The organism is Kitasatospora sp. NPDC090308 (assembly GCF_044769485.1).
In the GTDB taxonomy this organism is placed as follows: Bacteria; Actinomycetota; Actinomycetes; order Streptomycetales; family Streptomycetaceae; genus Kitasatospora; species Kitasatospora fiedleri.
The window spans coordinates 120,204-137,596 of record NZ_JBIVXY010000004.1 but is presented as its reverse complement, the minus strand read 5'-3'; the positions used below and the strand labels follow the sequence as shown (position 1 = coordinate 137,596).

The window sequence follows — 17,393 nt, the reverse complement described above, 5'->3', positions numbered from 1 at the left end:
CCGTCCGCCGACACCCGCCGACACCCCCGATCACCGACCCCCACAGGAGCACTCCCTCATGCACGCTCCCCGCACCGCCACCGCTCGCACCGCCGCGACCCGCAGAACCGCCCTCCTCGCCCTGGCCTGCGCCCTCGCGCTGACCGCCTGCGGCTCGGCCGGCGCCCCCGGCGGCGGCAGGCCCGCCGAACTCACCGAGTTCACCCCCGCCGCCACCGGCCGGGTCGACCACGCCACCTGGAACCTGCCCACCGGCGAACCGCTCAGCCTCGACCCCGCCAAGGCCGGCGACTACGCGCCCAGCACCGTGGTCTCCAACCTGTGCGACCCGCTGCTGCGCCTGCACGCCGACTACACCTACGGCCCCGGCCTGGCCACCGGCTGGACCTGGAGCGACCCCACCACCCTGGTGCTCGACCTGCGCGCGGACGTGACGTTCTGGGACGGCAACCCGATGACCTCCGCCGACGTGGTCGCCAGCCTCAAGCGCCAGCAGGACCCGGCCACCCGCAGCGTCAACGCCGACGCCCTGCGCAACGTCACCGCGATCACCGCCGACGGACCGCACCGCGTCACCGTCCGCTTCAAGCAGCCCGACCAGCTGTTCGTCAAAGCGCTCACCAACGGCTTCGGCGCCGTCAGCGAGGCGAGCTACCTGGCCACCGCGGGCGCCGACTACGGCACCCCCGGCGGCGGACTGATGTGCACCGGCCCCTACCGGCTGGGGCAGTGGAAGGCCGGCGAGTCGATCGGCATCACCAGCACCGGCACCTACTGGGACCCCGCCCTCCAGCCCAAGGTCAGGGAACTGACCTTCCGCTTCATCACCGACGGCTCCACCCTCACCGGCGCCCTGCTCTCCGGCGAGGTCGACGGCTCCTACGAGGTCAACACCGCCACCGCCCGCGCCGTCGCCCGCTCCACCGCCGGCACCCTCTACCGCGGCGCCTCCGCGCAGACCGTCTTCCTCACCCCCACCGGCCCCGACTCCCCGCTCGCCGACCCGCACACCGTCCAGGCCCTGCAACTGCTGCTCGACCGCGACGCGCTGATCCGCAACGTGTACGACGGCGCCGCCCAGAAGCTCAAGACCTTCGTCCCCGCGCTGGTCCGCGCCCACGACCCCGCCGCCGCGACCTACGCCCGGGGCTACGACGCCCTGCCGCCCGTCCCCGCCGTCGACCTCGACCGGGCCCGCGCCGCCATCGCCCAGTCCGCCAACCCCCGCTACAGCCTCACCGTCGCCACCGCCGCCGGCGACCAGCAGTCCCTCCAGACGCTCACCTTCCTCCAGGACGCCGCCCGCAGGATCGGCCTGGACATCCGGATCGAACAGCTCCAACCCACCCAGCTCTCCGGCCTGTTCTACGACCCGGCGCTGCGCCAGGGCCTGGACGCCGTGATCGTGCTCGGCTACGTCGAACTGCCCGACCCGGCCTCCTACGTCCAGCAGATGACCGACCCCGACTCGCTGTTCAACTGGGTCGGCTACCGCAACGACACCGTCACCGCCGCCCTCGCCGAGGCCCGCGCCGCCACCGACCCCGCCCGGGCCGCCGACGCCTTCAACCGGGCCCAGGCCGCGTTCGTCCAGGACCTGCCGATCGTCCCGCTCGCTGCCCCCGACGAGCGGCTCTTCCTCAACAAGCGGCTCAGCGGCGCCCCCGCCGGCTTCGCCTACGTCAACATGCCCTGGGCCGCCTACCTCGGCGGCACCCGATGACGCTCCGCCACCTGGGCCGCCGCCTGCTCGGCCTGCTCGCCACCCTGCTGGCCGCCAGCCTCGCCATCCACGGCGCCCTGTTCCTCGCCCCCGGCGACCCCGCCACCCTGCTGGTCGGCGGCGGCAAACCGCCCAACCCCGAACTGCTCGCCGAGATCCACCGCCAGTACCACCTCGACGACCCCTTCCTCACCCAGTACTGGCACTGGCTGACCGGCCTGCTGCACGGCGACGCCGGCACCTCGCTCGCCCAGCACGACACCGTCGCCCACCTGATCGGCGCCCGGATCGGCACCACCGCCCTGCTGATCGGCTACGCCGCCGTCCTCATCCTGGCGGTCGGCCCCACCCTCGGCACCCTCGCCGGACTGCGCGGCGGACGCACCGCCACCGCCGTCACCGCCGCCACCGGCACCCTGATGGCCGTCCCCACCTTCGTCTCCGCCGTCCTGCTGATCTGGCTGTTCGCCGTCCGGCTCGGCTGGCTCCCCGCCTACGGCGGCGGCGACGGCGGCCTCGGCGACCGGCTGCGCCACCTCACCCTGCCCGCCCTGGCCCTGGCCGCCTCCTGGCTCGCCTACGTCGCCCAGGTCACCCGCTCCGCCGTGCACGCCGAACAGGGCTCCGAACACGTCCAGACCGCCCGCAGCCGGGGCATCCCCGAACGGCTGGTCGTCCGCCGGCACGTCCTGCGCAACGCCTCCGGGCCGATCCTCTCGGTGGCCGGCGTCTCCGTCGCCGGACTGATCGCCGGCAGCTCCGTCATCGAGCAGACCTTCGGCCTCAACGGCCTCGGCGCGCTCCTCGTGCAGAGCGCCGCCCGCCGGGACCTCGCCGTCGTCCAGGCCCTCGCCCTGCTCACCGTCACCGCCTTCGCCCTGGTCAACACCGCCGTCGACCTGGCCACCGCCGCACTCGACCACCGCACCCCGATCGGAGGCGCCCCCGCATGAGCACCCTCCGCCTCGCCGCCGCGGTCCGCGGCCCGCGGCGGCGCGCGATCCGCGTCCGCGGCCGACTGGTCCCGCTGCTCGCCGGGACGTTCGTCGCCCTGGTCGTGCTCGCCGCCGCCCTCGCCCCGCTGATCGCCCCGCACGACCCGAACGCCGTCGACCCGCTCGCCGTCTCCCGACCCGCCACCGCCGACCACTGGCTCGGCACCGACGACACCGGACGCGACATCCTCTCCCGCCTCCTGTACGGCGCCCGGCCCAGCCTGCTCGCCCCGCTCGCCGTCACCCTCGCCGCCGGGGCCCTCGGCACCGCGCTCGCGGTCAGCGCCGCCTGGCGTGGCGGCTGGTGGGACCGCGCCGTCACCGCCGCCCTCGACCTGGTCTTCGGCTTCCCCGGACTCGTCCTCGCCGTGGTCGGCGCCGCCCTGTTCGGCGCCGGGCTGCCCGTCGCCGTCGCCACCCTCACCCTCGCCTCGCTGCCCTACGTCGTCCGGGTGGTGCGCGGCAGCGCCCTGCGCGAACGCCACCTGCCCTACACCGCCGCGCTGCGGATGCTCGGCGTCGGCGGCACCCGGATCTGCCTGCGCCACCTGCTGCCCAACCTCGCCCCGCTGATCCTGGTGCAGACCGCCACCTCCTTCGGCTACACCCTGCTCGACATCGCCGCGTTCTCCTTCATCGGCCTCGGCGCCCGACCCCCCACCGCCGAATGGGGCCTGATGGTCGCCCAGGGCGCCCCCGGCATCCTGGCCGGCCGCCCCGAACAGGCCCTCGCCGCCGGCACCGCCATCGTCCTGTTCACCGTCGCCTGCGGACTGCTCGGCAACGCCCTGTCCCAGCGCCTCGCCGGAGACCCCACATGACCACGCCCCTGCTGGAGTTCGACGCCCTGCGCGTCACCCTGCCCGGCCCGCACGGCACCCGGCGCACCGTCCTGCACCGGGTCGACCTCGCGCTCGCCCCCGGCAGCGCCGTCGGACTGGTCGGCGAATCCGGCTCCGGCAAGTCGCTGACCGCGCGCAGCGTCCTCGGCCTGCTCCCGCCCGGCGCCGCCCTGACGGGCGACGTCCGCTTCGACGGCGCCTCCGTCCCCGCCATGCGCCCGCCCGAACTGCGCGCCCTGCGCCGCGGCGGCGCCGCCATGGTCTTCCAGGACCCGCGCGCCCACATCAACCCGCTGCGCACCGTCGGCGACTTCCTCACCGAGGCGCTCACCGCCGTCCGCGGCCTCACCCGCGCCGCCGCCGACGCCCGCGCCACCGCGCTGCTCGACGAGGTCCACGTCGCCGACGCCGCCCGCCGCCTGCGCCAACGCCCCGCCGAACTCTCCGGCGGGCTGCTGCAACGCGTCATGATCGCCGCCGCGCTCGCCGCCGAACCTCGGCTGCTGCTCGCCGACGAACCCACCACCGCCCTCGACGTCACCACCCAGGCCGAGGTGATGGCCGTCATCGACGAGGCCCGCGAACGCCACGGCCTCACCCTGCTGTTCATCACCCACGACCTCGCCCTCGCCGCCGCCGTCTGCGACCGCGTCGCCGTCCTCTACGCCGGCACTCTCGCCGAGGAACTCCCCGCCGCCCGCCTCGCCGGACGCGCCGCCCACCCCTACACCCGCGCCCTGCTCGCCGCCCGCCCCGACCCCACCGCCCCCGACGCGCGGCTCCGCGCCGTCGAGGGCCGCCCGCTCGCCGCGTCCAAGACCGGCCCCGGCTGCCCCTTCGCCCCGCGCTGCGCCCACGCCACCGCGGTGTGCCGCACCGACCGCCCCGAGCCGCGCCCGCACGGCGACGGCCGGGCCGCCTGCCACCACCCCGTCCCCCCGGAAGGGAGCACCCGGTGAAACACGCACTGGAACTCTCGCCCGAACCTCCGGCCGGGCCGGCGCCGACGCCCCTGCTGGACGCCGACCGGCTGGTCAAGCACTACGACGGACACCCCGCCGTCGACGGCGTCAGCCTGCGCCTGATGCCCGGCCAGGCCCTCGCCGTGGTCGGCGAGTCCGGCTCCGGCAAGACCACCACCGCCCGCCTGGTCACCGGCCTGGAACGCGCCGACGCCGGACGGATCACCCTCGACGGCGCCCCCCTGCCCGGCCCCCGCGCCCGCACCGCCGAACGCCTCGCCCACGCCCGCCGCGCCCAGATGGTCTTCCAGGACCCGTACACCTCGCTCGACCGCCACCAGCGGATCGGCGACGCCGTCGCCGAGGTCCTCGTCCGGCACACCCCGCTGCGCGGCGCCGCCCTCGAAGCCCGCCGCGACGCACTGCTCGACCAGGTCGGCCTGGACGCCCGGCAGGCCGGCGCCCGCCCCCGCGCCCTCTCCGGCGGCCAGCGCCAGCGCGCCGCGATCGCCCGCGCCCTGGCCGTCGAACCGCGACTGCTGGTGCTGGACGAGGCGGTGGCCGCGCTCGACGTCTCGGTGCAGGCCCAGATCGTCAACCTGCTGGTCCGCATCCGCGAACAGCGCCCGATCGCCTACCTGTTCATCACCCACGACCTGGGCATCGTCCCGTTCCTGTGCGAGGACGTGGTGGTGATGCGGCACGGCCGGATCGTCGAGTCCGGCCGCTCCCGGGACGTGCTGACCGCCCCGCGCGACCCGTACACCCGCGCCCTGGTCGACTCGATCCCCCGCCCCGGCTGGAAGCCCGTCCGGCAGCCCGCCCGCGATTCCGCCCAGGACCCCGCCCAGGACCCCGGCCGGAACCCCGACCGGAACCCCGACCGGAAGGCCGCCGCCCCGTGACCCCCGCCCTCGACTTCGCCTTCGAGATCCGCGCCCACCTCGCCCCCACCCGGCACGTCGGCCACGGCGACGGCGAGACGCTCGAGTTCACCCCCATCACCGGCGGCACCGTCACCGGCCCCCGCCTCACCGGCACCGTGCTGCCCGGCGGCGGCGACTGGAGCAGCACCCGCGGCCCGGTCTGCCAGCTCGACGCCCGCTACCTGCTGCGCGCCGAGGACGGCGCGGTCATCGACATCGTCAACCGCGGCTACTACCGGCTCGACCCGGACTGTCCCGCGCAGGACGAGGACGACGGGCTGCGGATCGCCGAGCCGGGCGTCTACTACCGCACCTCCCCCGTCTTCCGCACCGACGCCCCCGCCCACCGCTGGCTCGCCGGAACGGTCTTCGTCGGCCTGGCCCGGCCCGAGGACGAGGAGCGCACCGTGGTGATCCGGGTGTACGCGCTGCGCTGAGCGGCCGGTACCGGGCGGCCGGAAACAGAAATCGGATAGGTCATCCACTTGTGCTATCGTCCTGCACAAGGGGATGACCTATCCGATTATGTGAGTGGAGGAGCCCATGGGGAAGACAGCCGTGGTCACGGCGGGCACCGGCGGCATCGGCCTGGAGACCGCGCTCGGACTGGCCGCCGCCGGATTCGCCGTCACCGTGGTCGGCCGCGACGCCGGGCGCGGGGCCGGGGCGGTGGAGCGGATCAACGCGGAGCGGCCCGCGCGGCCCGCCCGGTTCCTGGCCGCCGACCTGGCCTCGCTCGACCGGGTCCGCGCGCTGGCCGACACGATCGCCGCCGAACGGGTGGCGTCGGGGGAGCCGTTGACGGTGCTGGTCAACAACGTGGGGGCGATGTTCGCCCGGCGGCAGCGGATCGACGGCGTCGAGGCGTCGTTCGTGGTCAACCACCTGTCGCCGTACCTGCTGACCGAACTGCTGCTGCCCACGCTCACCGCCGGAGCACCCAGCCGGGTGGTGAACGTGACCTCGGCCGCGGTCGGCGTCGCCAGGCGGGTGTTCGACGCCGTCGAGCCGCCGGGCGGCTACTACGGCTTCCACTGGTACGGGCGGGCCAAGCTGGCCAACCTCGCGTACACGCTCGACCTGGCGGAGCGGCTGGCGGGATCGGGCGTGTCGGTCTTCGCCGCCGACCCCGGCGGCGCCGCGACCGCGATGACCAACGGCACCCTGACCGACCCGAGGATCGTCTCCCCGCCGCTGCGGCTGCTGTGGCCGCTGGTGCGCCGCCGGTTCGAACGCTCCACCTCCGGCTCCGCGTCCGTGGCCGCCCGGCCCTCCATCACCGCCGCCACCGACCCCGCGCTGACCGGCCGGACCGGCCTCGTCATCGGCCCCTCGGCCGTCCCCGTCGCCCCGCTCCGCGCCGCGACCGACCCCCGGACCGCCGCCGCCGTGCGCCGGCTCAGCGAGGCCCACGCCCCCGTCACCGCCCCCGCGCGCACGGAACGCCGGGGCTGAGCCCCGCGCCGGCCGTCGTCGCCCCTTCACCGCTTCCACCCGAGGACACCACCATGACCACCGCAGACCCGACCCGCTACGCCCGCACCGTGCACGGCTCCGGCCCCGGCCTCCTGCTCGCCCACGGGGCGGGCGGCGGCATCGCCGCCAACTTCGGACCGATCATGGACGGTCTCGCCGCCGGGCACACCGTCGTCGGCGTCGACTACCCCGGCTCGGGCACCACCCCGCTCCCCGCCGCGCCCCTGGAACTCGACGACCTGGCGGACCGGTTGGTCGCCGCGGCGGACGCCGAAGGGCTCGACACCTTCGCCGTCTGCGGGTACTCGCTGGGCGGCGCGGTCGCCCTGCGGGTCGCCGCCCGCCACCCGCGGCGGGTCACCGCGCTCGTGCTGAGCGCGGCCTTCGCCCGCCTGGACACCCGCACCGAACTGGCCGCCGCGATCTGGCAGCAGCTCCACGACGCCGGACAGCACCTCATCCTCGCCCAGTACCTGACCCAACTGACCGTCAGCGCCCCGGTGCTGGACCACCTCGGCCCCGCCCGGGTGCGCGCCGCCGCCGAGCAGAGCTCCCGCGCCCTCCCGCCCGGCACCTCCGCCCAGGTCGACCTGGTCCGCCGGACCGACGTCCGCGACGGCCTCGCGGCCGTCACCGCGCCGACCCTCGTCGTCCTGACCACGGCCGACCCCCTGATACCGGTGGCCCTCCAGCGCGAACTGGCCGCCGCCATCCCGGGCGCGCGGACCGCCGAACTCGCGACCGGGCACCTGCCGTTCCTGGAGCAGCCCGAGCGGTGGCTGGAGACCATCACCGGCTTCCTCACCGAGCAGGACGGCGCCCGCTAGCCCCGGCGGTGGACGGGCCGCCCGGCCCGTCCACCCCCCAGGGCCGCAGTCCGTCCGGGACCGTCGGGGACCGTCGGGGACCGTCCGGGACCGTCCGGATAGGATCGCCGGACCGACCCCGCGCACCACGACGAGCAACCTGGACACGCCCCATGACGACCCCACCGCTGCGCAAGGACGCCGCCCGCAACTGGGAGCGGATCGTCGCGATCGCCCGCGACCTGGTCGACCAGGGCACCCCGTTGCAGCTCAACGACGTCGCCCGCCGGGCCGGTCTCGGGGTCGCCACCGTCTACCGGCACTTCCCCACCCCCGAGGCGCTGCTGGAGACCGTCGCCGCCCCCTGCCTCGAGGACCTCGCCGGCCGCGGCGCGCAGGCCCTGGCCGACACCGACCCCTGGCGGGCACTGGGAAGCTTCCTGGCCCGCGTCGTCGAGGCGCAGCTCACCGACGCCGCGCTGCCGCCGGTCGCCGCCGCCCCCGCCGACGCCCTGCCGCGGACCACGGAACTCAAGGAATCGCTCGCGTCGGCCGGCACCGCGCTGCTCGACCGGGCCCGCGACGCCGGAGCCGTCCGCCCCGACCTCGCCGCCCGCGACCTGGTCCCGCTGATGTGCGGCATCGCCCACGCCGTGAACGTCCACGGCGGCACGCCCGCCGACAAGGCCGAAACCGCCCACCGCTACCTCGACACCCTGCTCGAAGGCATGCGCCCCGCGCCGTCGCGCGCCTGACGTCCCGGGGGCCGGGCCCGGGAGCGCGGGGGCCCGGGGACGCAGGGGCGGCTACTCCCGGGTCCGGACGTCCGCCGGGTCGCGGGGGCTCCCGGTCTCCGCGGCCAGGCCCGCGAGGAGGCGCAGGCCGTCCTCGGAGGGGCTGCCGGGGGCGGCGGAGAGGACCAGGAGCTCCACGCCCGAGCCGTCCGGCAGGGAGAAGTTCTCCTGGTGCAGTTCGAGCAGCCCGACCAGGGGGTGCCGGTACGCCTTGCGGCCGTGGGTGCGGGCGCGCACGTCCGCGCGGGCCCACAGGCGGCGGAAGCGTTCGCTGCCCATCGACAGTTCGCCGATCAGGGAGGCCAGCCGGGGGTCGTCCGGGTACTTCCCGGCGGCCAGCCGCAGGTGGCCGACCACGTCGAGGGTGCAGCTCTCCCACTCCGCGTAGAGGCCGCGCTCGCCCTCCTCCAGGAAGATGTGCCGGGCGGTGTTCAGGCTCTCGGCGGGCCGGCCGTAGAGCAGCCCGGCCAGGCGGTTGCGGGCGAGCACGTCCATCCGGTGGTCCATGATGATCGCGGGCGCGTCGGAGACCATGCCCAGGACGCGCAGCAGCTCCGGCCGGATCCGCCCGGTCGGCGCCTTCGCCCGGCGCCGGGGCTGCCGGGCCAGCCGGTGCAGGTGCTCCTGCTCCGTCCCGTCCAGGCCCAGCACCCGCGCCAGCGCGTCCAGCACCTGCTCGGAGGGCTGGGTGGCCCGCCCCTGCTCCAGGCGCACGTAGTAGTCGACGCTCACCCCGGACAGGTGCGCGACCTCCTCGCGCCGCAGCCCCGCCACCCGTCGGCGGCTGTCGGTGGGGATGCCGGCCGCCGCCGGGTCGACCCGGGAGCGCCGGGTCCGCAGGAAACCCGCGAGATCGTCCATGGGCCCAGTATCGCCCGGCACCGCCCCCGGCCGGGTGGCCCTGCCAGTACCAGGAAGTCCGGTCCTACGGAAGCGGAGCCCCTGAACGGGGCGCACCGCGGCGGCCAGGATCGGAGGCACCGCGGACCACCGAACCGCGGACCACCGAACCGCGGGCCGTTGAACCGCGGACCACCGAACCGGAGGACCCCCCATGAAGACGCTGATCGTCCACGCCCACCCGGAGCCCAAGTCGCTCAACGGCTCGCTGACCGACCACGCGGTGACCGTCCTGCGGGCCGCCGGGCACGAGGTCCGGGTGAGCGACCTCTACGCGATGGGCTGGAAGGCGGCCGTGGACGCCACCGACTACGGCCCCCACGCGTCCGACCCGCTGAAGGTCCCGCTGGACTCGGGCCGCGCCTTCGACACCGGGGCGCTCACTCCCGACGTCCGCGCCGAGCAGGAGAAGCTGCTCTGGGCCGACACCGTCGTGTTCCAGTTCCCGCTGTGGTGGTACGGCATGCCCGCCATCCTCAAGGGCTGGGTCGACCGGGTCTTCACCTACCGCTTCGCGTACGGCGTCGGCGAGCACAGCGCCACCAAGTACGGCGAGCGCTTCGGCGAGGGCACCCTCGCGGGCCGCCGGGCCCTGCTGTCGGTCACCGTCGGCGGCCCGGAGTCGCACTACGCCGCCCGCGGGATCAACGGCCCCATCGACGACCTGCTGTTCCCGATCCACCACGGCATCCTCTACTACCCGGGCCTGGAGGTGCTGCCGCCCTTCGTGGTGTACGGCGGCGACCGGCTCGCCGAGCAGGACTACCCGGCCGTGGCCGCGGCCTGGGAACAGCGGCTGCTCACCCTGGAGTCGACCGAGCCGATCCCCTTCCGGCCGCAGAACTCCGGCGACTACGAGATCCCCTCGCTGCACCTGAAGGACGGGCTGGAGCCGGCCGGCCGCACGGGCTTCGAGCTGCACGTGCGTCCCTGAGGGGCGGTCGACGGGCGGTAGGTGGTGGTTGACGGGCGGTAGGTGGTGGTTGACGGGCGGTGGCCGCTGCTTGGTGGTCGACGGTCGGTGGTCGGCCGTCGGCGTGGGGCCCGGCGTGGGCGGGTGCGGCGGATAGCATCGGCGGATGACCGAGTTCCGCATCGTCCTGGCCACCCCGCTGACCGCCGACGAGACCTGGCGGCGCGTCACCGACTGGCCGCGGCACGGGGCCGGGGTGCCGTTCACCGCGGTGCACGGGGACGGCCGGACGGTGGTGGCCCGCACCGGCGCGGGCCGGTTCGGCTTCGACGACGTGATGGACGTCGTCCGCTGGGAGCCGCCGCGGGCCGACCGGCCCGGCGTCTGCCGCCTGGTCAAGCGCGGCCCGCTGGTGACCGGTTGGGCCGAGATCGAGGTCCGCCCGTACCGGGGCGGCGCGGTCGTCCGTTGGCGCGAGGACCTGCGGGTCGGCCCGCTGCCCGCCCTGTTCGACCGGCCGACCGCCTGGTGCGGCCGGATCCTCTTCCGCCGGACCCTGCGCACCCTGCTGCGCTGACCGCCCGGAGCCGGCGGCAGTCCCCGATCGGTCAGTCCCCCTCCCGGACGCGGGCGTGCAGGTGCATGTCGTGCCAGCCGTCGGCGTGCAGCAGGGCGCTGCGGCGGGTGCCCTCCAGGAGGTAGCCGGTCTTCCCGGCGATCCGGCAGGAGGGGGGGTTCGCCGTGGAGTGGCCGAGTTCGATCCGGTGGAAGCCCGCCTCGTGCAGGGCCCAGTCCGAGAAGCGGTCCACCGCCCGGGAGCAGATGCCGAGGCCGCGGGCCTCGGGGGCGGTCCAGTAGGCGATCTCCGCCTGTCCGCCGTACAGGACGAGGGACTGGAGGGAGACCCGCCCGAGCAGCCGACCGCCGTCGGTGTCGGTGTCGGTGTCGGCGTCGGCGTCGACGGCGACGGCGGCCACGGCCCAGTGGGCGGCGGTCTCGTCCGCCCAGCCGCGCTGCCACTTGGCGATCCACTCGCCCGCCTCCGCGGCGGAGTCCGTGCCGCGCAGGTGCCAGCGCCGGATCGCCGGATCGCGGAAGACCCGGGCGACGGCCGCCGCGTCGGAGCCGAGCCAGGGCCGCAGCAGCAGGCCGCCGTCGATCGGCGGGGTGGGCTGGGCGCAGCTGCTGAGACTGCCCGGCGGGATGACGGGGGGAACGAGGGGAGGCACGCACCGCATCATGGCGCAGGACCCGGCGGGAGGGGGGCGCCGGGGCCCGCCGGGAGCGCGGCCGGATGACGGGGACGGCCGGATGGCGGGAACGGCCGGGCCACCGTTCCTCCGGTGGGCGGTCCCTGACGGACCGTCTGCTTGCGTGCGCGGGCTCTTGCTCGGACGAGCAAACAGGGCTACCTTCTTGCTCAGGCGAGCAAGATGTGGCTCGGGCGAGCAGAGAGGGGTTCCCGGTGGGGCGCACATTCACCGAATCGGCGCGGCGTCAGCAGATCGTGGCGGCCGCCATCGAGGTGATCGCGGAGGCCGGGTACGCCAAGGCGTCGTTCGCGCGGATCGCCAAACAGGCCGGGCTGAGCAGCACCGGGCTGATCTCGTACCACTTCAAGGGCAAGGACGACCTGCTGCGCGAGGTGGTGGCGGAGGTGCTGCGGGTCGCGGAGGCGTACATGCTGCCGCGGATCGACGCGGCGGTGGGCCCGCGCGGGCGGTTGCGGGCCTTCATCGAGTCCAACATCGAGCTGGTGGCCGCGCACCCGCGCGAGCTGGCCGCGCTGGTGGAGATCCTGAACGGCCAGGGGGACGACGCGGCGGGCGAGTTCGCCGCGAGCCGACGGGCCGTCATGGACTTCCAGGAGCAGCAGGTCCGCAGGGCGCAGGCGGACGGCGAGTACGGCCCGTTCGACGCCCGGGTGCTGGTGACGGCCGTCCGGGGCGCGATCGACGCGGTGCTGGTCCGGGTGCTGCGCGAGCCGGAGCTCGACGTGGCCGCCAGTGCAAGGGAGTTGGCCGACCTGTTCGACCGGGCGGTCCGCCCGGCGGAGGTCTGCCTGGAGACGCATCGGAGACTGGGGGAAGAGTGATGGACGGACAGCAGGTACGGGCGGAAGCCGCCGGGGCGGGCCGGACGGAGCTGCCGCGCGGCGCGGACGGCCGGGTCGACTGGGCGGCGTACGCGGGCGACGGGGCGACGCCGAAGGAGCGGGCGGCGCGCGGGAAGCGGCAGTTGCTGCGCTCCGTCCTGTTCGAGCTGGGGGTGCCGCTGGCCGCCTACTACGTGCTGCTCGGCCTGGGCGCCGGGCAGTGGCTGGCGATCACGCTGAGCGGCCTGGCGGCCCTGCCGTGGGTGCTCTACGGCCTGGTCCGGAACCGGCGCCTGGACCCGATGCCGGTGTTCGCGCTGGTGCTGATCGCGGTGGGGGCACTGCTGTCGGCCGTCACCGGCAGCCCGCGGGTGCTGCTGGTGCGCGACAGCTGGGTGTTCGGTGTGATCGGCCTGTGGGTGCTGGGCAGCCTGCTGACCCGCCGCCCGTTCATGCTCGGCGCGGCCCGGACGGTGGTCGCCGCGAAGATCGGCCCGGTCGGCGCGGACGCCTGGGCCGGGCAGTGGGAGCACGACCCGGTCTTCCGCCGTGACCTGCGCCTGCTGACCCTGGTCTGGGGCTGCGGTTTCGCGCTGGACGCGCTGGTGCGGGTGGCGTTCGCGCTGACCCTGCCGATCGGCGCCGTCCCGCTGGTGAACACCCTGCAGTGGCTGGCCGTGCTGGGCGCGCTGTTCGCCTTCCACTTCTGGTACATCAAGCGGCACGGCCTGGAGGTCTGACCGGCCCGCGCCGACCGGCCCGACCGACTCGGTCGGACCGGTCGGCGCCGTTGGTGCTGTCGGCGGTGCCGGCGGTGTCGGCGCGGGCCGCTGCTCCGGTCCGGCCGTCAGTCCTGCCGCGCCCGCTCCCGGGCGGTCCGGATCGCGATGATGTTGTCGACCAGGCGGGGGGCGTCGGTCGCCGGGTCCATCGGGGAGGCGAGCAGGGCGCGGACGTAGGCCGGGGCGAGGATCAGTTCGAAGATGTCGCCCCAGGTCAGCACCGTGGCGCCGGCGGCGTCCAGGGTGGCCCGGAGCTGGCGGATCCGGGGTTCGACGAAGTCGAGGCCGTGCTCGCCCTGGTCGCCGGCCCGCAGCATGGCGCGGAAGAAGGCCAGGTGGCCGGGCTCGCCCAGTTCGGTGAGCAGACGGCTGGTCCAGCCGAGCAGGTCGGCCCGCAGGTCGCCGGTGGCGGGCAGGGGCGAGCGGCGGCCCAGCTCCTCCACCACGGTGTCGATGATCAGGCCGTCGGCGGTCCGCCAGCGCCGGTAGATGGTGGCCACGTGCACGCCGGAACGCGCCGCCACCTCGGCGATCTCCACCGTGCCGTCGGCGGATTCGGCCAGCAGTTCGCGGGTGGCGGCGTGCACGGCCTCTCTGGTGCGGGCGGTCCGGCCGCCGGGCCGGGACGTTCCCGTTGCTTGCGTCACCACGCCAGTTTAGCGCCTTAGCGCGAATTTGTTGCGTTAGTGGGGTAGGCGTGCCAGGCTAAATGCGAAAGATTCGCGTCAGTGCGGTCGAGGTCAACGGTAAACGGTGAAGGGGAGGGCGTCATGACACGGGTTCTGGTGGTGGGCGGCGGGATCGCGGGGGACACGCTCGCGCTGATGCTGGAGCGGGACGGCTGGGCGGTCACCGTCGCCGAGATCGCCCCGGCGCCGCGGGCCGGCGGGCAGACCGTCGACCTGCGCGGCGACTGCCGCGAGGTGCTGGACGGACTCGGGCTGCTCCCGGCCGCGCTGGAGTGCCTGGTGCCGCAGGCCGGGGCGGCCTGGATCGACGCGCGGGAGCGGCGGCTGGCCGAGATGCCGGTCACCGCCTTCGACGGTCGCGGCTACGTCTCCGAGGAGGAACTGCTCCGGACCGACCTGGCCCGGATCATCCACCGGGCGGCCGGCCCGGGCGTCACGCACCGGTTCGGCGAGACCGTCGAGGCGCTGGAGGACACCCCCGGCGGCGTGCGCGCGCGGTTCCGCAGCGGAACGACGGAGGAGTTCGACCTGGTGGTGGGCGCCGACGGCGCGCACTCCCGGGTCCGCGCCCTGCGGTTCGGCCCGGAGGAGCGCTACCGCAAGCCGCTCGGCCTGGCACACGCCTGGTTCACCCTCGCCGAGCGGCCCGGGACGCCGCGACTGGACGGCTGGTTCCTGATCTACAACGAGCCCGGCCGCCGCAGCGTGCAGGCCCGGCCGGGCCGGGCGGGCGAGCAGGAGGTCGGGCTGACCTTCGCCGCCGACTCCCTGCCGCCCCGACAGGACCGCGAAGCCAGGTTCGCCCTGCTGGAGCGCACCTTCGCCGACGTCGGGTGGCGCGCGACGGAGTTCCTGGCCGCCGCACGGCAGGCCGAGGACTTCGCGCTGGACACCTTCGACCAGGTGCAGATGCCGAGTTGGCGCGACGGCCGGGTGGTGCTGCTCGGCGACAGCGCCTGGTGCGCGAGCCCGCTCAGCGGCCTGGGCACCGCGCTGGCGCTGCGCGGCGCCGCCGAACTGGCCGCGGCGCTGAAGTCGGCCGACGTCCCGTCCGACCCCAGGCGGCTGCCCGCCGCGCTGGCCTCCTACGAGCGGGCGATGCGCCCGCGAGTCACCTCGGCCCAGCAACTGCCGCCCGGCCGGGTCGCCTCCATGGCACCTGCCACGGCCCTGGGCATCCGGGCCAACGCGCTGGCGATGCGGGCACTCCAGTCGCGTCCGCTCCGTCCGCTGGTGCGGCGGGCGATGGCGGGCACCGAGCACGGCCGCAGCGCGACCGAGGCGGCGGAGGCAGCGTAGAGCGGGGGACGGGCCCCGGTCGCGGCAGTGGCGGGACGGCGGAGGGTGAGGCCGGTGGGTCGCCCAGGCCCAGGCTCACGCGTACGTCCGCTGATACGGGCGTCAACTCCTCGGCAGGGCTGGGCTCGTGCTGCTCCAGCGCGCCGGCAGGTGGGCGGTCGCGGCAGCGGCGGGGCGGCGGACGGCGGATGACGAGGCCGGTGGGTCGCTCGCGCTCAGGCTCACGGGTGCGTCCGCTGATGCGGACGTCAATTCCTCGACGGGGCTGGGCTCGTGCTGCTCCAGCGCGCAGAGCGGTCGCGAGCCGCCGGAGGGGCTCCGACCGGCACGCCCACCGCCGGTGCAGCGGCGTTGACCACCGCCCCCGACGCCGACCAGGGCGACCCGGCCGCCACGTCGATCGCCGACCCCGCGGCCTCCGGCGACGCGACCTCCGGTGACGCGCCGACCGGGCAGCCGACCGGCCCGGTGGGCCGGGCTGCGACGTCCGACCTCGCCTGGACGGGCGCGGACCTCTCGGTCGGCGCTACCGGGCTGGTGCTGCTCGGCGCCGGGACCGCAGCCTTCCTGATCGGCCGCAACCGCCGCCCGCACACCCGGCACCGGCGCTGGGGCCTGTCTTCAAACCCCCGCCTGCCCCGCAACGCCTGGCACCCACTCCCGCCGTCCCGGGCAGAGAGCTGAGTACATCCGGTACGAGGCCCTTCGCCCGGCACGCCGAGAGCACGCACCGGACGCCCCAGGGCTACGACGGGGGTTTGAAGACAGGCCCTAGGAATCTCTGACGGAACCCCCCGTGCCCGGGGCGGCCCGGCGGGTCGTCACTCCTCCGGGAATTCCACGATCACCAGGGTGCCTCGGCTGCCCGGGCCGACCGCGTGCGCGGTCCCGGCCGGGACCACGTACAGCTCGCCCGCCCGCACCGGCAGTGGGGTGCCCTCCAGTAGGAGTTCCAGCCGGCCGTCGAGGACGAGGGGTGCCTCGGCGGTGCGGTGGCTCTCCTCGGGCAGCGGTGTCCCGTCCATCCGCAGGACCTTCACGCAGGCCGGTCCCACCAGGCCCAGGGGGAGGGAGCTCCAGGCTTCCGGGAGACCGGCCGCCGTCTCCGTCAGGTTGACCGTCAAGTTGGCCGGGTTCACGGCGCACGCCTCCTGACGGACCCGCCCGTCCGGACGGGCCCGTGTCTCGACATCAAGGGGAGGACCCGGAAACTACCCGACCGGGAGCGGCGGTTGGTCGACCGTTCGGTAAAGAATGCATCCGGCCCGGAGCGGGCACACGGCCTGGCATGAACGAGACCGCACCGCCGAACCCGGAGCCGTCCGTGCCGCCGCACCCGGTGGCCCCGCCCCATCCGGTCGCCCCGCCGAAGCCGGGCGCGCCGCCGACCGCCGCTCCGCCCGGCGGGCGACGCCGCGCGTGGCGGTTCGGCGCGGCGGCGGCCGTGCTGGTCCTGGTGGGGGCCTGCGCGGTGGCCCTGGCCGGTCGGGAGGGGCGCGGGCCGGTGCACGGGTCGATGCCCGCGCCGGTCGTCGGTCCGGTGGACGGGCCGGTGGTCGGGGACGGGGCGCAGGCGCTGCCGGGGAGTCCGCACGCGCTGCTGCTGGACGGGGTGTCGGGCCGGGTCGAGATCGTCGGCTCCCGCGACTCCGCCGCCACCGCCGCGTACCTGCCCGAGGGCTCCGAGGCCCTCGGCCGGGTCGGGTTCGGGCCGGCCGGGAGCGACGGCGCCGTGCCCGTGCGGTGCGCCGCCGCGGACGGCGGGCCGCTCGCGCGGTGCGGCGGGGTGCTGCGGCTCACCGTCCCGGAGGACACCGCGCTGACGGTCCGCCAGGAGTCCGGGGAGATCGCACTGTCCGGGCTGCGCGGCGACCTCGCGCTGTCACTGGCCTCGATCCGCTGCACCGCCGTCGGCCTGCGCCCGGAGCACGCGACGGTGTCGGTCCGCTCCGGCAGCGCCGACCTCGGCTTCGCCGCCCCGCCCGGCGACCTGACCCTGGAGTCGACGTCCGCCTCGGTGGCCCTGCGGCTGCCGGCCGACCACCCCGACGACGGGTACGCCTTCGAGTCGGACGCGGCCTCCGCCGACGTCCGGATCGCGCTGCCCGAGCAGCCGGGCGCCGACCATCGGGTACGGCTGCGCACCACCTCGGCCTCGGTGGCCGTGCTGCCCGCCGAGGCCGGGTGACGC

At 75.7% G+C, this 17,393-nt stretch carries 20 protein-coding genes; 16 read left to right on the top strand and 4 right to left on the bottom strand.

The genetic code is table 11. The features are described from left to right. Positions 1-58: 58 nt before the first annotated feature. From ACIQVD_RS11170 to ACIQVD_RS11130, 9 genes are all read left to right on the top strand, one after another. On the top strand, positions 59-1,723 hold the full coding sequence (locus tag ACIQVD_RS11170; protein WP_402287956.1) for an ABC transporter substrate-binding protein: 1,665 nt from the start codon (positions 59-61) through the stop codon (positions 1,721-1,723). Beyond that, the gene (locus tag ACIQVD_RS11165; protein WP_400685309.1) at positions 1,720-2,676 is read left to right on the top strand and encodes an ABC transporter permease; all 957 of its coding nucleotides are present in this window, start codon (positions 1,720-1,722) and stop codon (positions 2,674-2,676) included. The genes ACIQVD_RS11170 and ACIQVD_RS11165 overlap by 4 nt, the downstream gene beginning before the upstream one ends. After that, positions 2,673-3,539: an ABC transporter permease gene (locus ACIQVD_RS11160; RefSeq protein ID WP_402287953.1), complete on the top strand. Its 867-nt coding sequence runs from the start codon at positions 2,673-2,675 to the stop codon at positions 3,537-3,539. The genes ACIQVD_RS11165 and ACIQVD_RS11160 overlap by 4 nt, the downstream gene beginning before the upstream one ends. Continuing rightward, complete coding sequence (locus ACIQVD_RS11155; protein WP_402287950.1) at positions 3,536-4,519, top strand: ABC transporter ATP-binding protein; 984 nt, start codon at positions 3,536-3,538, stop codon at positions 4,517-4,519. The genes ACIQVD_RS11160 and ACIQVD_RS11155 overlap by 4 nt, the downstream gene beginning before the upstream one ends. Further along, positions 4,516-5,427: an ABC transporter ATP-binding protein gene (locus ACIQVD_RS11150; protein WP_402287948.1), complete on the top strand. Its 912-nt coding sequence runs from the start codon at positions 4,516-4,518 to the stop codon at positions 5,425-5,427. The genes ACIQVD_RS11155 and ACIQVD_RS11150 overlap by 4 nt, the downstream gene beginning before the upstream one ends. Next, positions 5,424-5,885, top strand: a complete 462-nt coding sequence (locus tag ACIQVD_RS11145) for a DUF3237 domain-containing protein (protein ID WP_402287946.1) — start codon at positions 5,424-5,426, stop codon at positions 5,883-5,885. The genes ACIQVD_RS11150 and ACIQVD_RS11145 overlap by 4 nt, the downstream gene beginning before the upstream one ends. A gap of 106 nt (positions 5,886-5,991) precedes the next feature. Continuing rightward, a complete protein-coding gene (locus ACIQVD_RS11140; RefSeq protein ID WP_402287944.1) occupies positions 5,992-6,903 on the top strand; it encodes an SDR family NAD(P)-dependent oxidoreductase in 912 nt (303 codons plus the stop codon). A 53-nt stretch (positions 6,904-6,956) separates the two neighbouring features. Next, complete coding sequence (locus ACIQVD_RS11135) at positions 6,957-7,751, top strand: alpha/beta fold hydrolase (protein WP_402287941.1); 795 nt, start codon at positions 6,957-6,959, stop codon at positions 7,749-7,751. 152 nt (positions 7,752-7,903) lie between these two features. Then, positions 7,904-8,485: a TetR/AcrR family transcriptional regulator gene (locus ACIQVD_RS11130; RefSeq protein ID WP_402287939.1), complete on the top strand. Its 582-nt coding sequence runs from the start codon at positions 7,904-7,906 to the stop codon at positions 8,483-8,485. A gap of 51 nt (positions 8,486-8,536) precedes the next feature. Here the strand turns inward: ACIQVD_RS11130 and ACIQVD_RS11125 are convergent, their stop codons facing one another. Next, positions 8,537-9,385: a helix-turn-helix transcriptional regulator gene (locus tag ACIQVD_RS11125; RefSeq protein WP_402287937.1), complete on the bottom strand. Its 849-nt coding sequence runs from the start codon at positions 9,383-9,385 to the stop codon at positions 8,537-8,539. Positions 9,386-9,578: 193 nt separating this feature from the next. On the opposite strand from ACIQVD_RS11125, the gene ACIQVD_RS11120 reads away from it, so the two are divergent. Together ACIQVD_RS11120 and ACIQVD_RS11115 are read left to right on the top strand one after the other, a co-directional pair. Beyond that, positions 9,579-10,358: an NAD(P)H-dependent oxidoreductase gene (locus ACIQVD_RS11120; RefSeq protein WP_402287935.1), complete on the top strand. Its 780-nt coding sequence runs from the start codon at positions 9,579-9,581 to the stop codon at positions 10,356-10,358. Positions 10,359-10,503: 145 nt separating this feature from the next. Continuing rightward, positions 10,504-10,914, top strand: a complete 411-nt coding sequence (locus ACIQVD_RS11115) for an SRPBCC family protein (RefSeq protein ID WP_400685334.1) — start codon at positions 10,504-10,506, stop codon at positions 10,912-10,914. A 31-nt stretch (positions 10,915-10,945) separates the two neighbouring features. Here the strand turns inward: ACIQVD_RS11115 and ACIQVD_RS11110 are convergent, their stop codons facing one another. Beyond that, positions 10,946-11,575, bottom strand: coding sequence for a GNAT family N-acetyltransferase (locus tag ACIQVD_RS11110; protein ID WP_402288651.1), 630 nt, complete (start codon positions 11,573-11,575; stop codon positions 10,946-10,948). A gap of 227 nt (positions 11,576-11,802) precedes the next feature. Here ACIQVD_RS11110 and ACIQVD_RS11105 point away from each other — a divergent pair, with 227 nt between their 5' ends. Further along, complete coding sequence (locus ACIQVD_RS11105) at positions 11,803-12,432, top strand: TetR family transcriptional regulator (protein ID WP_402287931.1); 630 nt, start codon at positions 11,803-11,805, stop codon at positions 12,430-12,432. Further along, positions 12,432-13,172, top strand: coding sequence for a VC0807 family protein (locus ACIQVD_RS11100; RefSeq protein WP_402287929.1), 741 nt, complete (start codon positions 12,432-12,434; stop codon positions 13,170-13,172). The genes ACIQVD_RS11105 and ACIQVD_RS11100 overlap by 1 nt, the downstream gene beginning before the upstream one ends. A gap of 107 nt (positions 13,173-13,279) precedes the next feature. On the opposite strand, the gene ACIQVD_RS11095 is transcribed toward ACIQVD_RS11100, so the two are convergent. After that, on the bottom strand, positions 13,280-13,861 hold the full coding sequence (locus ACIQVD_RS11095) for a TetR/AcrR family transcriptional regulator (RefSeq protein ID WP_400685341.1): 582 nt from the start codon (positions 13,859-13,861) through the stop codon (positions 13,280-13,282). A 123-nt stretch (positions 13,862-13,984) separates the two neighbouring features. Between ACIQVD_RS11095 and ACIQVD_RS11090 the strand changes: the two genes are divergently transcribed. Next, the gene (locus tag ACIQVD_RS11090) at positions 13,985-15,202 is read left to right on the top strand and encodes an FAD-dependent monooxygenase (RefSeq protein WP_402287926.1); all 1,218 of its coding nucleotides are present in this window, start codon (positions 13,985-13,987) and stop codon (positions 15,200-15,202) included. Positions 15,203-15,553: 351 nt separating this feature from the next. Beyond that, on the top strand, positions 15,554-15,886 hold the full coding sequence (locus tag ACIQVD_RS11085; RefSeq protein WP_402287924.1) for a hypothetical protein: 333 nt from the start codon (positions 15,554-15,556) through the stop codon (positions 15,884-15,886). Positions 15,887-16,023: 137 nt separating this feature from the next. Here ACIQVD_RS11085 and ACIQVD_RS11080 read toward each other — a convergent pair whose 3' ends face one another. Beyond that, positions 16,024-16,341 (bottom strand): cupin domain-containing protein, encoded by a 318-nt coding sequence (locus ACIQVD_RS11080; RefSeq protein WP_402287921.1) that lies wholly within the window; start codon positions 16,339-16,341, stop codon positions 16,024-16,026. A gap of 149 nt (positions 16,342-16,490) precedes the next feature. On the opposite strand from ACIQVD_RS11080, the gene ACIQVD_RS11075 reads away from it, so the two are divergent. Further along, positions 16,491-17,390, top strand: a complete 900-nt coding sequence (locus ACIQVD_RS11075) for a hypothetical protein (protein WP_402287919.1) — start codon at positions 16,491-16,493, stop codon at positions 17,388-17,390. Positions 17,391-17,393 lie beyond the last annotated feature (3 nt).

What these genes read in the sequence shown, in the direction of transcription:
- ACIQVD_RS11110 (WP_402288651.1), bottom strand. Translation starts at nt 11,575, where the DNA reads ATGCGGTGCGTGCCTCCCCTCGTTCCCCCCGTCATCCCGCCGGGCAGT.
- ACIQVD_RS11120 (WP_402287935.1), top strand. Translation starts at nt 9,579, where the DNA reads ATGAAGACGCTGATCGTCCACGCCCACCCGGAGCCCAAGTCGCTCAAC.
- ACIQVD_RS11115 (WP_400685334.1), top strand. Translation starts at nt 10,504, where the DNA reads ATGACCGAGTTCCGCATCGTCCTGGCCACCCCGCTGACCGCCGACGAG.
- ACIQVD_RS11125 (WP_402287937.1), bottom strand. Translation starts at nt 9,385, where the DNA reads ATGGACGATCTCGCGGGTTTCCTGCGGACCCGGCGCTCCCGGGTCGAC.
- ACIQVD_RS11140 (WP_402287944.1), top strand. Translation starts at nt 5,992, where the DNA reads ATGGGGAAGACAGCCGTGGTCACGGCGGGCACCGGCGGCATCGGCCTG.
- ACIQVD_RS11155 (WP_402287950.1), top strand. Translation starts at nt 3,536, where the DNA reads ATGACCACGCCCCTGCTGGAGTTCGACGCCCTGCGCGTCACCCTGCCC.
- ACIQVD_RS11135 (WP_402287941.1), top strand. Translation starts at nt 6,957, where the DNA reads ATGACCACCGCAGACCCGACCCGCTACGCCCGCACCGTGCACGGCTCC.
- ACIQVD_RS11170 (WP_402287956.1), top strand. Translation starts at nt 59, where the DNA reads ATGCACGCTCCCCGCACCGCCACCGCTCGCACCGCCGCGACCCGCAGA.
- ACIQVD_RS11075 (WP_402287919.1), top strand. Translation starts at nt 16,491, where the DNA reads ATGAACGAGACCGCACCGCCGAACCCGGAGCCGTCCGTGCCGCCGCAC.
- ACIQVD_RS11130 (WP_402287939.1), top strand. Translation starts at nt 7,904, where the DNA reads ATGACGACCCCACCGCTGCGCAAGGACGCCGCCCGCAACTGGGAGCGG.
- ACIQVD_RS11160 (WP_402287953.1), top strand. Translation starts at nt 2,673, where the DNA reads ATGAGCACCCTCCGCCTCGCCGCCGCGGTCCGCGGCCCGCGGCGGCGC.
- ACIQVD_RS11090 (WP_402287926.1), top strand. Translation starts at nt 13,985, where the DNA reads ATGACACGGGTTCTGGTGGTGGGCGGCGGGATCGCGGGGGACACGCTC.
- ACIQVD_RS11100 (WP_402287929.1), top strand. Translation starts at nt 12,432, where the DNA reads ATGGACGGACAGCAGGTACGGGCGGAAGCCGCCGGGGCGGGCCGGACG.
- ACIQVD_RS11165 (WP_400685309.1), top strand. Translation starts at nt 1,720, where the DNA reads ATGACGCTCCGCCACCTGGGCCGCCGCCTGCTCGGCCTGCTCGCCACC.